Raw genomic sequence first — 14051 nt, 5'->3', positions numbered from 1 at the left:
CTCACAGGGTAACCGCCCTCCTTTTCCAATGACAGAAGGGCACCGCCTGCCGTCCCATCGCCATTCAGATTCCTCACCCCCATGGATCACCTTCGACATCCGCTCAGATCTCAGCTTCGGCCCGCCGAAGGCGGGTGCGAAGGAGCTCCCATCGGTTGTCCAGTTCCGTCAGCAGGCCCTCCCCGTCGAGGCCGGTCGAACCTTTCAGGCGCATGACCTGGGCGCCAGCCTCATTCCGCAGGAGTTGCAGCTCATCCGCGATCCGGTCGAATTCGAGCCCGGTGTCTGACCTGCACCGCTTCGCCCTGGCGCGGGCCTGCGCGATGGTCGCGGTCCATTCCGCGAGCTGGGCCTCCAGCCGCTCGGTGTCGGCCTTTCGCCTTGAGAAAGAGGAGGGGGGAGGCAGAGGGACGCCTTCGTTGACGCGCATCGTTCCATCCAGTCCAGAAGGGTTGGAATGTCGGTCCAGGGCCCAGCACCTGCCCTTTGACGACCTGGACCTGGAGGTGTCAAATCACATGCCAGACAATGTAAAGATAAAAAATTAATCTTAATTGTTATAGATGTACAGCTTGATCGACCCATGCCTGCTGGCACAGCCGAAATCCTGGCGTGACCCACCGCGCCATGGTGCGGATTCGCCAAATGCGACGGGCCTCCGCCTGGTCAGGGGCGGTGGATGCCCTCCTTCCGCATCCGGCCGCGGAGGGTGCTCGGATTCAGGCCGAGGATGCGGGCCGCCCCGTTGCTGCCCTCGATCCTCCAGTTGGTCTTCCGCAGCACCTGATCGATGTAGTCGCGCTCCAGATCGACCAGCGGCTTCCCTTCATCCTGCGGCCCGGCCAGGGAGGGGGCCTCGAAATGATCCAGCACCTGCAAGGTCGTGCCCTTGGAGATGATCACGGCCCTCTCGATGACGCTCTCCAGCTCCCGCACATTGCCGGGCCAGGAGTGGGCCATGAGATCATCCATGGTGCCGTTGGTGACCATTCGGATGTTTTTCCCAAGCTTGCGGTTGAATTTATCAAGAAAATACTCGACGAGCAGGGGGATGTCCTCTTTGCGCTCCCGCAGGGGGGGCACGGTGATGGGAAAGATGTTGAGCCGGTAGAACAGATCCTCCCGGAAGCGGCCCAGCCGGATCTCCTCGTAGAGGTCCCGGTTCGTGGCCGCGATGATGCGGACATCGACCTTCACCGTCTTTGCGCTGCCCAGGCGGCTGAACTCACCTTCCTGGATGACGTGCAGCAGTTTGGCCTGCAGCTCGAAAGGCAGATCGCCAATCTCGTCCAGGAGGATGGTGCCCTTGTCGGCCAGTTCGAATCGGCCCAGCTGCTGGGAACTGGCCCCCGTGAAGGCGCCCTTCTCGCGCCCGAAGAGCTCGCTTTCAATCAGGTTGCCGGGCAGGGCTGTGCAGTTGACGGTGATGAGGGGGCGGTGCTTGCGCAGGCTCCTGCTGTGGATGGCGCGGGCCACCAGTCCTTTGCCCGTTCCCGTCTCGCCCAACAGCAGCACCGTCGAATCCTGCGGTGCCACGGCTTCGACCCGGTAGAAAACGTCCTCCAGGCAGCGGCTTTGTCCGATCACCTCACCGAAGTTGTAGGTGCGGTTGGTCTCCTGGAACAGGTACGCGTGCCCCGCCTGAAGATGCTTCTTCAGCTCCTGGATCTCCGTGTGAGCCCTGTGGAGTTCTGCTTCCGCCTGTTCCCGGAGTGCCTGTTCCTTCGAGAGCGGGTGCGTGGGTTGGCCTGGCCGCCCGCTCCCCATCAGCGGCTCCTGGCCAGATGGGGCAGGGGGAACTCCCACCCGCCTTCCCCAGGTGATATCCGAGTGGACGCCCACGGCACCGATGATGCGGCCCATGTTCAGAATGGGCGCGGCCGTGATCCGGAGGATGATTTCATCGCCGGTCCCAGCGTGGGTGGCCAGAACAATTTCGGTCAACCGTTCCCCCGAGAGGGCGCGTGTGAGCGGGCGCTCCTCCTCGCGGAGGGGGAACTGGCTGCCTGGCCATCGAAGGGTGAACCCCTCCACATTCCTTCCGAAGGTTTCCCGAAGCTCATCGAGGGAGGTGGCACCAAACATCCGGAGGGCAGCGGGATTGCACCGGGTGACCCCGTCCTTGGACAGGATGCAGACGGCGTTTGGAGTCGTGTCGAGAATGGCATTCATTTCAGTCCGCTTCAGGAGCAGTTCGGACACGAGGGCCGCGAGGGACCGGTGCCTCCGGCCTTGAACTGGGTCGAAACGAAAACGGACTCCGGAGGTCTGGCGGGAATGGAATGCGTAAGGTCCGTGGTGCATAGACATTACAGCCCCCGACAATTTGTTAAATACCAACCGGTCATCAATCAATGTAGGACTTTTCCCTTCGCAATCCCGCGAATCCCGAAATTCCACATCGAGTCTTTACGAACTGTTCAAGGACCCATCAAGTCCCAATCCAAGCCTGCATCCGTCGCATTTGACGGTTCCGCGTCCTGGCGTGGCGGGTGGGGCACGGCCTGGGTCTGAGTTGGATGACATCCGTAATTTAAGGTTAATCATTAAAACAGATGAATAATGCGCGATCGTTCCTCCGCTCTGGCATGGGACTTGACTATAGCCAGTGGGAATGTGGCCAATATCCTATGGAATCAAGAAATAAAAAATTTTTCATCCTGATGGATGGGCTGAGACCATGAGTCAGAAGAAAGCCATGCTAATTGACCTGACCCTATGTGTCGGGTGCAACGCCTGCCAGGGCGCCTGCAAGGAAGAGAACCGGCTTCCCCCTGGCGAAGAAAAGTACCTGTCCTTGACCGCCTACACGGCTCTGGACAAGTACAACGACCTGTACGTGCGCCGCATGTGCCAGCACTGCGATGTGCCCACGTGCGTGTCCGTCTGCCCCGTGGGCGCTCTCAGCAAGACGGAAGCCGGCCCCGTGGCTTACGATGCCGAGAAATGCATCGGTTGCCGTTATTGCCTGCAGGCCTGCCCCTTCCACGTCCCGAAATACGAATGGAGCAGCACCAAGCCTCGCATTCAGAAGTGCAAGTTCTGCGCGTCCAGGCTGGCCAGGGGGCTTCAGCCCGCCTGCGCCGAAGCCTGCCCCACCGGGGCGACCCAGTTCGGCGACCGCGAGGAACTGCTGGTCGAGGCGGCCCGCCGGATCAACGCCGAGCCGGCCAAGTTCGTTCACAGGATCTACGGGAAGGATGATGTTGGCGGCACATCCATGTTCTACCTAAGCCCGGTTCCGTTCGAGCAACTGGGCTTCGATTCCCGGATGGGGAAGACGCCCATGCCCATGTTGACCATGAGCGCCCTTTCCAAGGTTCCCAATGTGCTTTCCGTGGGAGGGGTCCTGCTCGGCGGTGTCTGGTGGATCACCAACCGACGCGCCAAAGTCCAGGCCTTCGAGGCCTCCCAGAAGAAGGACCCGACCCGCCCGCCCGAGGATAAGCCATGAAGATCCCAGGTCTGCCACGTATCACCGGATGGCACCCCATCGCCACCACCCTGATCCTGGCCGGGGCCATGGCGGCCTTCGCCCGGTTCAACTACGGACTCGGCGCCACCACGAACCTAAGCGATGAGTTCCCGTGGGGGCTCTGGATCGGCTTCGACTTCCTCGGGATCGGACTCGCCGCCTCGGGCTTCACCATCGTGGCTGCTGTCAACCTGTTCCACGCCAAGGAGTACGAGCCCATCGTGCGACCCGCGATCCTGACGGCCTTCATCGGGTACCTGCTGGTGGTGCTGGTTCTCATCATCGACCTCGGCCGCCCGGACCATTTCTGGCATCCCCTGGTCATGTGGAATCCGCACTCGGTGATGTGCGAGATCAGCTGGTGTCTCATGTTGTACACCACGGTCCTCTCCCTGGAGTTCGCTCCGATCGTCCTCGAAAAATTGAATATCGTTTCGCCGATCAAGTGGATTCACGCCATCTCGCTGCCGCTCATGATCTTCGGAGTGCTGCTGTCCACCCTGCACCAGTCCTCGTTCGGCTCGCTGTACCTGATCGTCCCGAACCGCTTGCACGCGCTCTGGTACACGCCGCTGCTGCCAGTCCTCTTCTTCATCTCCTGCATCGCGTCGGGGATCTCGATGGTCATCCTCGAATCCCTGATCTTCGCCCGCGGAGGGCGCGACCTCCTTCCCACGCCGCTCCGCGCCAACTTGGCCAAGATCATCGCCGTCGCGCTGGCCGTGTACGTCGTCGTCCGGGTCCAGGATCTTCTGACCAGGGGGGCGTTGCGCGAGTTGACGGCCCTCACCTATTACAGCCTCGCGTTCTACGCGGAGCTGCTGATCGGCTTCGTCATCCCGTTCGCGATGCTGCTGATGGAAAGGGTCCGGACCTCGCGGCGGGGGCTGTATGCCGCGACCCTGCTGGTGGTGGTCGGGTTCGCCTTCAACCGGATGAATACCGCGATCACCGGGCTGGAGCACTACCCCGCGCAGACCTACTTCCCGTCCCTGATCGAGGTGTTCATCACGCTCGGCATCACGGCGATCGGGTTCAGTGCCTTCTCCTTCATCGTCAAGCACCTGCCGATCTTCGAGCCCATGGTGGCCGGCCCACGCCCTCGAAAGGAGGTCGTGACCGGGCGGCCGGAACCCATCTTCATCTCCCGTGAAGGCGGGGACCTGGAGTCCCGGTGAGTGGAGTTCCCCTCAGTGAATGTCCTACAGGAGGTCTACATGTTCGATTTGGCCAATTGGAAGAACCCAGAAACGCTCATGTTGAACATCACGAACAGCGCGCTCGGAATCGCAGCCTTCGTGCTGATCGCCTGGATCTGCGGCGAGGCGATCCGTGAGTTCGTCCTTCAGCGCAGGGAATCACACCGCAAACACTAGATCCGGAGGCCAGCCATGACCATGCTGCTCGTCCTGTTCCTGATCCTCGCCTTCGTCGGCACGGACTTTGTCGTGCAGGCCGTCTCCCGGCGGGCGAAAGCCAGGCGGGAAGATCCCCAGGGAACGGCCACGCGATTGAATCTGTCGGCGGGACCCGCCCCGTTCCAGGGAGCCGAGGGCCACAGACCGATTCACCCTTGAACCTCAGGTTTAAGTGCAGGTCAGCGGCCAGACGTCGGGGGCCATCCTGGCACGGGGTACACGAAGGGGGCGCCGCAAGGCGCCCCCTTCGTGCATGCTCTGCCGTCCTACTTGGCGGAGGCGTAGGCCTTCAGCCCGTCGAAGGTCGGCTTGGCTCGGGCCTCCGGTCCTCGGGGCTCCGCCCCCGCCATCGGCTGCGCCGATGCGGCCCTATCCTCCCTCCGCTTCGCTACGGTCGGATGGTCATGGCCTTCGGCCATTCCGCCTCTGCGTACGCGCCGCGGGCGCCTTTCGGCGCCCGCTTCGTGCGTGCTCTGCCTGTCTACTTAGTGGCAGCGTAGGCCTTGAGCCCATCGAAGGTCGGTTTCATGGCCTTCTCGCCCTTGTGCCAGTTGGCGGGGCAGACTTCGCCGTGCTCTTCGGTGAAGTCGATGGCGTCGAGGAGACGGAGGACCTCCTCCACGCTGCGGCCCAGGTCGTTGTGGTTCACGGTGATGTGCTTGAGGATGCCCTCCTTGTTCACGATGAACAGGCCGCGCAGGGCGATGCCGGCGGGCAGCAGCACGTTGTAGTCCTGGGCGATGGTCTTGTTCAGGTCGGACACCAGGGGGAAGGTCACGCCCTGGATGCCGCCCTCCTTGCGGGGGGTGTTGACCCAGGCGTGGTGGCTGAACTTGGAGTCCACGCTCACGCCGATGACCTGGGTGTTGCGGGCCTCGAACTCCTTGAGGGCGTCGGCGAAGGCCAGGATCTCCGTGGGGCAGACGAAGGTGAAGTCGAGGGGGTAGAAGAAGAGGACGACCTTCTTGCCCTTGTAGTCGGACAGCGAGATCTGCTTGAACTCGCCGTTGACCAGGGCATCGGCCTTGAAATCGGGTGCGGGCTGGGTGACGAACGCGGCCATGAAGCCTCCAGAAGGGGTCTTGCCCCGGGTTTCGTTGGGAATAATCAGGCTAGGACCAGCCTCCCCGGGGTTCAAGGAAAATATCTGACTAAATCAGTAAAGTATACCAAACCCGTGGGTCAACTGAAGAACGCAGATGCAGAAGTCACAAGGCTTCCATGCTACGCTGCGGGGTTCCGGCCCCCCCAAGGACCCCCATGCAGCCCATTCAGCCGATCCAGCTTTCCGTGTTCTCCGAGACCGCCCGCCTCCGGCAGGTGGTGGTCCACAACCCCGGCCCGGAAGTGGACCTGATGGTGCCCGGGATGATGGAGAAGCTCCTCTTCGACGACATCCTCTACGGTGACCTCGCCCGGCAGGAGCATGCCCAGTTCCGCCGAGTGCTGGCCCGGGTGGCCGACGAGGTGCTGGACATCCAGGACCTCTTCATCGAGGCCCTCCAGGACGAAGGGGTGAAGCTGGCCTTCGTCGAGGATCTGCGGCGCCTGGTGGGTCTGCCGGACGACACCTGCAACCTGCTGCGGGACATGACCCCGGCGGACGTGGCCCGCAGTGTCATCGGCGGCCTGCCCTGGGACGACATGCCCGCCCACACCCACTGGGAAGAGGAGTTCGACTACCGGGTGCGGCCCATCCCGAACCTGCTGTTCATGCGCGACCCGGCCTCGGTCATCGGCGACGGCTACAGCGTGAACTCCATGGCCACCTGGGCCCGGGAACGCGAGCCTCTCATTCTCAGCTACGTCTTCCGGCACCACCCGCGGCTCCGGCACCACACGGAGCACGACAAGTGGTTCGACCAGGTGACGCCCCTCATCCGCGGCGAGATCAAGGCTCCCGTGAGCCTGGAGGGCGGCGACATCCTCGTGCTCAGCCGCAAGGTCCTGGTGGTGGGCTGCTCCGAGCGCACCCAGGCGGACGCCATCCAGCTCCTGGCCGAGAGCCTCCGCGACCATCGCGCCGAGGACGACAGCAGCTTCGACCACCTGCTCATGGTGCTCATGCCCAAGAAGCGCAGCGCCATGCACCTGGACACCATCTTCACCCGCACCAGCGAGGGTGAGTGCCTGCTCTACCCGCCCTATTTCGTGGAGGGCAGCCGGGAGCTGCTGAACGTCACCAGCATCGACCTGCGGCACCCCGAGCTGCGCATGAGCACCCACCCGAGCCTGCTGAAGGCGCTGAGGGGCGTGGGCATCGACCTGAGGCCCATCTTCTGCGGCGGGAACGACTTCATCCTCCAGCAGCGGGAGCAGTGGACCGACGGCGCCAACGCCTTCTGCCTGGCGCCGGGCGTCATCACCAGCTACGGCCGCAACCTGGCCACCGCCGAGGCGCTCGACCGGGCCGGCTACAAGGTGCTGAACGCCAAGGAGGTCCTGGCGGATCCCGCCCTGGACCTGCTGGACGGAGGGAAGTACCTGGTGCAGATCGAGGCCAGCGAGCTGAGCCGCGCCCGGGGCGGGCCGCGCTGCATGACCATGCCACTCTCTCGGGAGGGCGCGTGAGCGCCGGTCGCGGAGGCGACCTGAGCGCCGGCCGCCACCCGGCCCTGACCCACTTCGACCGGGCCCTGGCCGGAGGCGCGGCCCCGGAGGTGTGGATCCGCTTCCCGCGCCAGCTGGGCGACGTGGTGATGACGCTGCCCTTCCTGGGCACCCTCCAGCACCATTGGAATGCCGTGGCGGCGGAGCGGGGCGTGCAGCTCCGCTGGATCGCGGTGGGCCACCACATCGGAGCCGCCCTGCTCTCCGAGGCCGATCCCACCTTCATCGCCGAGGCCCACATCGAGGGCGGCGGGGCGGCCAAGCCCGACCCCTGGGCCCTGGTGCGGGGCTGGCGCAAGCGTCCGCCCGCGGCCTTCCTGAACCTCTCCCAGAGCGCCCGCCTGCCCTTTGCCGCCTGGCTGAGCCGGGTGCCCCTCCGGGCCGGCATCGCCGACAACCACCTGCGCCTGCTGTACCACCACAGCATCCGCTACCGGAACCTGCCCCTCCACATCGCCACCCGCATCCAGCCTCTGCTGGAGGCCCTCACGGGCGACGGCCGGGCCCTCTGGCTGCCCCTGACCCCGGCCCTGCTGGGCGGCCACAAGGGGCCGGACAAGCTGCAGGCCGAGGGCTGGGGCGGGGAGCCCTACGTCACCCTGGCCTTCGGCACCCGCGGCTTCGGCAAGCGCTGGTTCCCCGAGGATCACACCTGGCCCGAGCTGATGCGCCTGCTCCAGGGGCAGGGCTTCCGTCCGGTGCTGCTGGGCGGACCCGACGAGGTGCCCCTGGGCGAGGCCCTGGCGGGCGCCGTCCCCGGGGCCCTGAACCTGGCCGGGAAGACCACCCTCCCCGAAGCCTGCGCCATCCAGGCCGCGGCCCTGGGCAACGTGGCCATCGACACGGGCCTGGCCCACACGGCCGCCGCCACGGGAAGGCCCACGGTCACCCTCTTCGGGCCCAGCCCCGAGGTCTGGGTGAACCCCATCGGGCCCCGGGCCCTGCCCCTGCGGGGGCCGGATGTGGACTGCGATCCGGCGGCCCCGGGCGGCTTCCCCACCCACGGCTCCAGCGCCCACCGGATCTCTCCGGCGAGGGTGATGGAAGTGCTGGAAATGCTAATGAAGGAATCCTGAGCGAGGTTCCTGCTAGACTGAATTTCCGCGCCTCGTCACCCGAGGCGCCCCTTTTTTTAGGGCCGACTTGACCCCCACCCCCCCGCAGACCCCCCGACCCAAGCTCCGGCACCGCCTGGAGTACGGGCTGTTCCGCCTGCTGGACGGGATCCTCGGCCGCCTGCCCATGACCACCGTCCAGACTCTGGGCGAGGGGGCGGGCACGCTGTTCTATCTGGTGGACCCCCGGCACCGCCGCATCGTCCGGGAGAACCTGCGGTTCGCGGACCTCGACCTGTCCGAGGCCGAGACCCGGGCCCTTTCCCTGGCCTGCTTCCGCCACTTCGGCGGCCTGTTCGTGAGCCTCCTGCGCCTGCGCCACGCCACGCCCGAGGAATTGGACCGCTGGATCAAGGTCGAGGGATTGGAGCATTTCGATGCCGTCCAGGCTGCGGGCAAAGGCTTCATCCAGCTGACCGGCCACTACGGCAACTGGGAGGCCGTCGCCCTGGCCCAGAGCCGCCTCGGTCGTACCATTGACGCCATCGGGCGGGAGCTGGACAACCCCCTGCTGGAACCCATCTCCCTGGCCTTCCGCACCCGGTTCGGCAACCGGGTGATCCTCAAGGACGGCGCCATGCGCGACACGCTGAAGGCCCTCAAGTCGGGGCGGGGCGTGGGGTTCCTGCTGGACCAGGACGCCCTCACCAGCGGGGTGTTCGTCCGGTTCCTGGGCCAGTGGGCCTCCACCTTCTCCACGGCGGGCAGCCTGGCCGCCCGCTACGACCTGCCGGTGCTGCCGGTCTTCAGCTGGCCCAACCCCGACGGCACCACCACCGTGCGCTTCGAGCCCGCCTTCCACGTGCCCGCCACCGGAGACGCGGCAAGGGATGCCTGGGTGGCCACCCAGCTCATGACCGCCCGCATCGAGGCCCAGATCCGCAAGGACCCCCGCTGGTGGTTCTGGATGCACCGCCGCTTCAAGACCCGACCGGAGGAGGGCCACCCCCTCCCGGCTCCGCTTCCGCCCCGGGAGTGGGTAGAATCGATCCAACCACCCCTTGCCTGACCGGGCCCCTTCGGCCCGCCATTTTTTTTGACCCCCTTTACCAGGACACCCCCCATGCCCAAGCACGTGCTTGCGAAGCTCGAACAGGAACTCAAGACCGTCAAGCAGGCCCTCCTGGTAGACATCCCCCAGGAGATCGCCCGGGCCGCCGGTCAGGGCGACCTGTCCGAGAACGCCGAATACGAACAGGCCCTCGCCAAGCGGGACATGTTCCAGAACAAGCTGGTGACGCTGGAGAAGCGCATCTCCGAGGTGGCCAGCCTGGACATCAGCCGCCTGCCCAAGACCCGGGCCGCCTACGGGTCCAAAGTCACGATCCTGGACCTGGATTCCGAGGAGGAGTTCACCTTCAAGCTGGTGCTCCCTGAGGAACTCGACGGCCATCCCCAGCATCTCAGCATCAGCTCCCCCATCGGCATGGCGCTGGTGGGCCAGGAGGAGGGCAACGAGGTGCGGGTCCAGATCCCGGCGGGCATCCGGCGCTTCGAGATCCTGGAACTGAAGACCATTCACGATGTAGCCTAGGTCCGGCGAGGTCCCGCCATGAACAAGTACAAGCGCGAGCAGAAATGCTCCTTCTGCGGCAAGGAGCCCCACGAGGTGGAGCAGCTCCTCGCGGGGCCAGAGGCGTTCATCTGCAACGAGTGCCTGGAGGCGGGCCAGCTCCAGCTGCGGATGAGCCGCCAGGGCAAGCCCCTGGGCAAGCCCGACGCCAGGCTCAGCCGCCCGAAGGAGATCAAGGCCTTCCTGGATGACTACGTCATCGGCCAGGAGTCTGCCAAGAAGCGCCTCTCCGTGGCGGTCTACAACCACTACAAGCGCATCGTCACTCCCCGGAAGGCCCTGGGCGGCCCCGAAGTCGAGCTGTCCAAGAGCAACATCCTGCTGCTGGGCCCCACGGGCACGGGCAAGACCCTGCTGGCCCAGACCCTGGCCCGCTTCCTGGACGTGCCCCTGGCCATGGCCGACGCCACCACGCTGACCGAGGCCGGCTACGTGGGCGAGGACGTGGAGAACATCCTCACCAAGCTGCTCCAGGCCGCCAACTACGACGTGGAGCGGGCCCAGCGGGGCATCGTCTTCATCGACGAGATCGACAAGGTGGGCCGCAAGAGCGAGAACCCCAGCATCACCCGCGACGTCAGCGGCGAGGGTGTGCAGCAGGCCCTCCTCAAGCTGGTGGAGGGCACGGTCGCCAACGTGCCCCCTCAGGGGGGACGCAAGCACCCGCACCAGGAGTTCATCCAGCTGGACACCAGCAACATCCTGTTCATCTGCGGCGGCGCCTTCGTGGGCATCGAGGACATCATCAAGCAGCGCATCCGCGCCAAGGCCGTGGGCTTCGGCTCCACGCCCTCCTCCAAGGAGGACAAGGAGAACCTGCTGCGCCTGGTGGAGCCCGAGGACATCATCAAGTTCGGCCTCATCCCCGAGCTGGTGGGCCGCCTGCCGGTGGTGGCGGGCCTCACGCCCCTGGACCGGGAGGCCCTGGTGGCCATCCTCACCCAGCCCAAGAACGCCATCACCAAGCAGTTCGTGAAGCTCTTCGACATGGACGATGTGGACCTGAGCTTCGAGGATGGCGCCATCGACGCCATCGCCGAGCAGGCCCTGACCCGCAAGCTGGGCGCCCGGGGCCTCCGCAGCCTGGTGGAGCAGATCCTGCTGGAGCCCATGTACGAGCTGCCTTCGGACAAGCGCACCTCGCGCGAGTCCCTGCGCATCACCCGGCAGAAGGTGGAAGAAGTGCTGGGTCTGCCCTCCCAGCCCATCTCCGCCGCGGGCTGAACGCTTTAATACTCCTCACGCGGAGGGACGCGGAGATGGCCGAGAATGCAGAGAATGGCAGCCGAGCCTGGAAGCCTCTCTCCGCGCCCTCCGCCTCCTCCGCGACCCTCCGCGCGCGTTGTTGCCTTTCACCCCTTGTTGATGCCCGGACGAAATCCCGGATGAATTGAGGCGCCCCCTTGGCTGTTCCCAAAACGCTGACCCTGCCGGCCATCCCCATCCGGGACATGGTGCTCTTCCCGGGCGCGCGGGTGCCCTTCGTGGTGGGCCGCTCGGCTTCGGTGCGCACGCTGGAGCTGGCCATCAAGGCCGGCGACCACCTGCTCATGCTCACGCAGAAGGACGCCAAGGTGGAGGCGCCGGGCCAGGACGACCTCTACCCCATCGGCACCCTGGCCCTGGTCGAATCGGTCCTCGCCCTGCCCAAGGACTACTACAAGGTGGGCGTGAAGGGCATCGCCCGGGTGAGCCTGCGCCGCTACGACGACAGCGGCGAGATCATCCAGGCCGAGGCCTACCTGCTGGCGGAGCCCACCCAGCCCCCCACCGAGTCCCTCCAGCCCTTCCACCAGGCGGTGGAGGCCTTCCTGGGCCGCAATTCCGACGCCTCGCGGCTGCTCAGCATGGACCAGATCCGCGAGCTGCCCCTGGGCAAGGCCATCGATACCGTGGCCGGCCTCCTGCCTGCCGAGGTGAAGCAGAAGCAGGAGATCCTCGATCAGCTCGAGATCGGGCCCCGGCTCGAGGCCATGATGCGCCTGCTGGAGCTGGATGCCGCCCGCTCCGAGGTGGACCGCACCCTGGACGAGAAGACCCGGCAGCGCCTGGACCAGGATCACAAGCAGTACGTCCTGAACGAGAAGATGCGCGTCATCCAGCAGGAGCTGGGCAAGAAGGAGGAGAAGGACGAGTTCGCCCGGCTGAAGGACCAGATCGAGGCGGCCGGCATGAGCGCCGAGGCCAAGGCCAAGGCCCTGGAGGAGCTGGAGCGCCTGGAGGCCATGCCGCCCCAGAGCGCCGAGGCCACCGTCAGCCGCACCTACCTGGATTGGCTGCTGGCGCTGCCCTGGACAACCATGGCCGACGAGCGCCTGGACCTCATGGAGGCCGAGCGGGTGCTGGATGAGGACCACTCCGGCCTCGACAAGATCAAGGCCCGCATCCTGGAGCACCTGGCCGTCATGGCGCGGTTGCAGGGTCAACATGATCCGGGGGAGGCGCAGAAGCTCGAAGAGCCGGGCGGTCCCACCCGGACAGCACTGCGCGGACCCATCCTCTGCCTGGTGGGCCCGCCCGGCGTCGGCAAGACGTCGCTGGCCCGCAGCATCGCCCGGGCCCTGAACCGGCCCTTCGTGCGGCTCTCCCTGGGCGGCGTGCGCGACGAGGCCGAGATCCGCGGCCACCGGCGCACCTACATCGGCTCCATGCCGGGCCGCATCATCTCGCTGATGAAGAAGGCCAAGGTCCGCAACCCGCTCATGCTGCTGGACGAGATCGACAAGATGGCCTCGGACTTCCGCGGCGATCCCAGCTCCGCCCTGCTGGAGGTGCTGGATCCCGAGCAGAACGCCAACTTCCAGGACCACTACCTGGACGTGGGCTTCGACCTCAGCCAGGTGCTCTTCCTGGCCACGGCCAACATCCGCCACCAGATTCCCGAGCCCCTGGAGGACCGCCTGGAGGTGCTGGAGCTCTCGGGCTACACCACCAAGGAGAAGCTGGCCATCGCCGAGCAGCACCTGCTGCCCCGGGCCCTGGAAGGCCACGGCATGAAGGACCTGGGTGTGCATTTCGAGCCCGCGGCCCTGGAGAAGCTCGTGCAGGACTACACCCGCGAGGCAGGTGTCCGCCAGCTCGAGCGCGAGATCGCCAACATCCTCCGCAAGCTGGCGCGGCACACGCTCCAGCCCCACCTGTCGGATTCCGCGGGGGAGGCCTTCGATCCCCTGATCACCGCCGAGCGCGTGCCGAAGCTGCTGGGCCCCGAGAAGTTCCTGGAGACCCGCGCCGAGGACACGGCCCCGCCAGGCCTGGTGAACGGCCTGGCCTGGACCCCCACGGGCGGCGACCTGCTGACCATCGAGGCGGCCGTGCTGCCCGGCAAGGGCATCCTCAAGCTCACGGGCAAGCTGGGCGAGGTCATGCAGGAGAGCGCCAACCTGGCCCTCAGCTATGTCCGCGCCCGGGCCGAGCGCTTGGGCCTGAAGCGCGACTTCCTGGATTCGGTGGACCTCCACGTCCACGTGCCCGAGGGCGCCATCCCCAAGGACGGCCCCAGCGCCGGCATCACCCTGGCCACCGCCCTCATCTCCGTGCTGACGGGCATTCCCGCCCGGGGAGACCTGGCCATGACCGGCGAGCTGACCCTGCGGGGCCGCGTGCTTCCCATCGGCGGCCTCAAAGAGAAGCTCCTGGCCGCCCACCGGCAGGGCCGGAAGGCCGTGCTCATCCCCAGCGAGAACGCCCGCCACCTGGAGGAGATCCCCGCCGAGGTGCGCGAGCAGCTCAGCATCCACCTCGTCAGTCACATGGACGAGGTCATCCAGCTGGCCCTCACCCGCATGCCCCAGCCCCTGGGGTCCGAATCCGCCGGTCCCGGCCGCGAGAATCCGGCGACGGCGCAATAGAGCCATCGG

The 14051-nt window shown here is 66.0% G+C and carries 13 protein-coding genes; 10 read left to right on the top strand and 3 right to left on the bottom strand.

What is annotated here, in order from left to right; translation table 11 throughout:
- Positions 1–103 precede the first annotated feature (103 nt).
- Together MLE42_RS10400 and MLE42_RS10395 are read right to left on the bottom strand one after the other, a co-directional pair.
- Positions 104–430 (bottom strand): sll1863 family stress response protein, encoded by a 327-nt coding sequence (locus MLE42_RS10400; protein WP_243287811.1) that lies wholly within the window; start codon positions 428–430, stop codon positions 104–106.
- A gap of 236 nt (positions 431–666) precedes the next feature.
- Positions 667–2172 (bottom strand): sigma-54 interaction domain-containing protein, encoded by a 1506-nt coding sequence (locus MLE42_RS10395; RefSeq protein ID WP_243287810.1) that lies wholly within the window; start codon positions 2170–2172, stop codon positions 667–669.
- 526 nt (positions 2173–2698) lie between these two features.
- Here MLE42_RS10395 and MLE42_RS10390 point away from each other — a divergent pair.
- From MLE42_RS10390 to MLE42_RS10375, 4 genes are all read left to right on the top strand, one after another.
- A complete protein-coding gene (locus tag MLE42_RS10390) occupies positions 2699–3454 on the top strand; it encodes a 4Fe-4S dicluster domain-containing protein (RefSeq protein ID WP_243287809.1) in 756 nt (251 codons plus the stop codon).
- A gap of 68 nt (positions 3455–3522) precedes the next feature.
- Entirely contained in the window at positions 3523–4653 is a 1131-nt protein-coding gene (gene nrfD, locus MLE42_RS10385; RefSeq protein ID WP_243287808.1) for an NrfD/PsrC family molybdoenzyme membrane anchor subunit, read from the top strand.
- 39 nt (positions 4654–4692) lie between these two features.
- Entirely contained in the window at positions 4693–4851 is a 159-nt protein-coding gene (locus MLE42_RS10380) for a hypothetical protein (RefSeq protein WP_243287807.1), read from the top strand.
- Positions 4852–4866: 15 nt separating this feature from the next.
- Positions 4867–5052, top strand: a complete 186-nt coding sequence (locus MLE42_RS10375; protein WP_243287806.1) for a hypothetical protein — start codon at positions 4867–4869, stop codon at positions 5050–5052.
- 322 nt (positions 5053–5374) lie between these two features.
- Here MLE42_RS10375 and MLE42_RS10370 read toward each other — a convergent pair whose 3' ends face one another.
- Entirely contained in the window at positions 5375–5956 is a 582-nt protein-coding gene (locus MLE42_RS10370) for a peroxiredoxin (protein WP_243287805.1), read from the bottom strand.
- 197 nt (positions 5957–6153) lie between these two features.
- On the opposite strand from MLE42_RS10370, the gene MLE42_RS10365 reads away from it, so the two are divergent.
- The 6 genes from MLE42_RS10365 to lon all read left to right on the top strand — a co-directional run bounded on the left by MLE42_RS10365 (position 6154) and on the right by lon (position 14042).
- Complete coding sequence (locus tag MLE42_RS10365) at positions 6154–7464, top strand: arginine deiminase (protein ID WP_243287804.1); 1311 nt, start codon at positions 6154–6156, stop codon at positions 7462–7464.
- On the top strand, positions 7461–8579 hold the full coding sequence (locus MLE42_RS10360; RefSeq protein ID WP_338029967.1) for a glycosyltransferase family 9 protein: 1119 nt from the start codon (positions 7461–7463) through the stop codon (positions 8577–8579). Before MLE42_RS10365 ends, MLE42_RS10360 begins: the two co-directional genes overlap by 4 nt.
- A gap of 67 nt (positions 8580–8646) precedes the next feature.
- Positions 8647–9627, top strand: coding sequence for a lysophospholipid acyltransferase family protein (locus tag MLE42_RS10355; RefSeq protein ID WP_243287803.1), 981 nt, complete (start codon positions 8647–8649; stop codon positions 9625–9627).
- Between the two features lie 54 nt (positions 9628–9681).
- The gene (locus MLE42_RS10350; RefSeq protein ID WP_243287802.1) at positions 9682–10152 is read left to right on the top strand and encodes a GreA/GreB family elongation factor; all 471 of its coding nucleotides are present in this window, start codon (positions 9682–9684) and stop codon (positions 10150–10152) included.
- 18 nt (positions 10153–10170) lie between these two features.
- A complete protein-coding gene (gene clpX, locus MLE42_RS10345; RefSeq protein WP_243287801.1) occupies positions 10171–11415 on the top strand; it encodes an ATP-dependent Clp protease ATP-binding subunit ClpX in 1245 nt (414 codons plus the stop codon).
- A 179-nt stretch (positions 11416–11594) separates the two neighbouring features.
- The gene (lon, locus tag MLE42_RS10340) at positions 11595–14042 is read left to right on the top strand and encodes an endopeptidase La (protein WP_243287800.1); all 2448 of its coding nucleotides are present in this window, start codon (positions 11595–11597) and stop codon (positions 14040–14042) included.
- Positions 14043–14051: the final 9 nt, after the last annotated feature.

The organism is Geothrix terrae, assembly GCF_022808775.1.
GTDB lineage: Bacteria > Acidobacteriota > Holophagae > Holophagales > Holophagaceae > Geothrix > Geothrix terrae.
The sequence above is the reverse complement of the archived record's forward strand: the minus strand, read 5'-3'. Positions and strand labels throughout refer to the sequence as shown.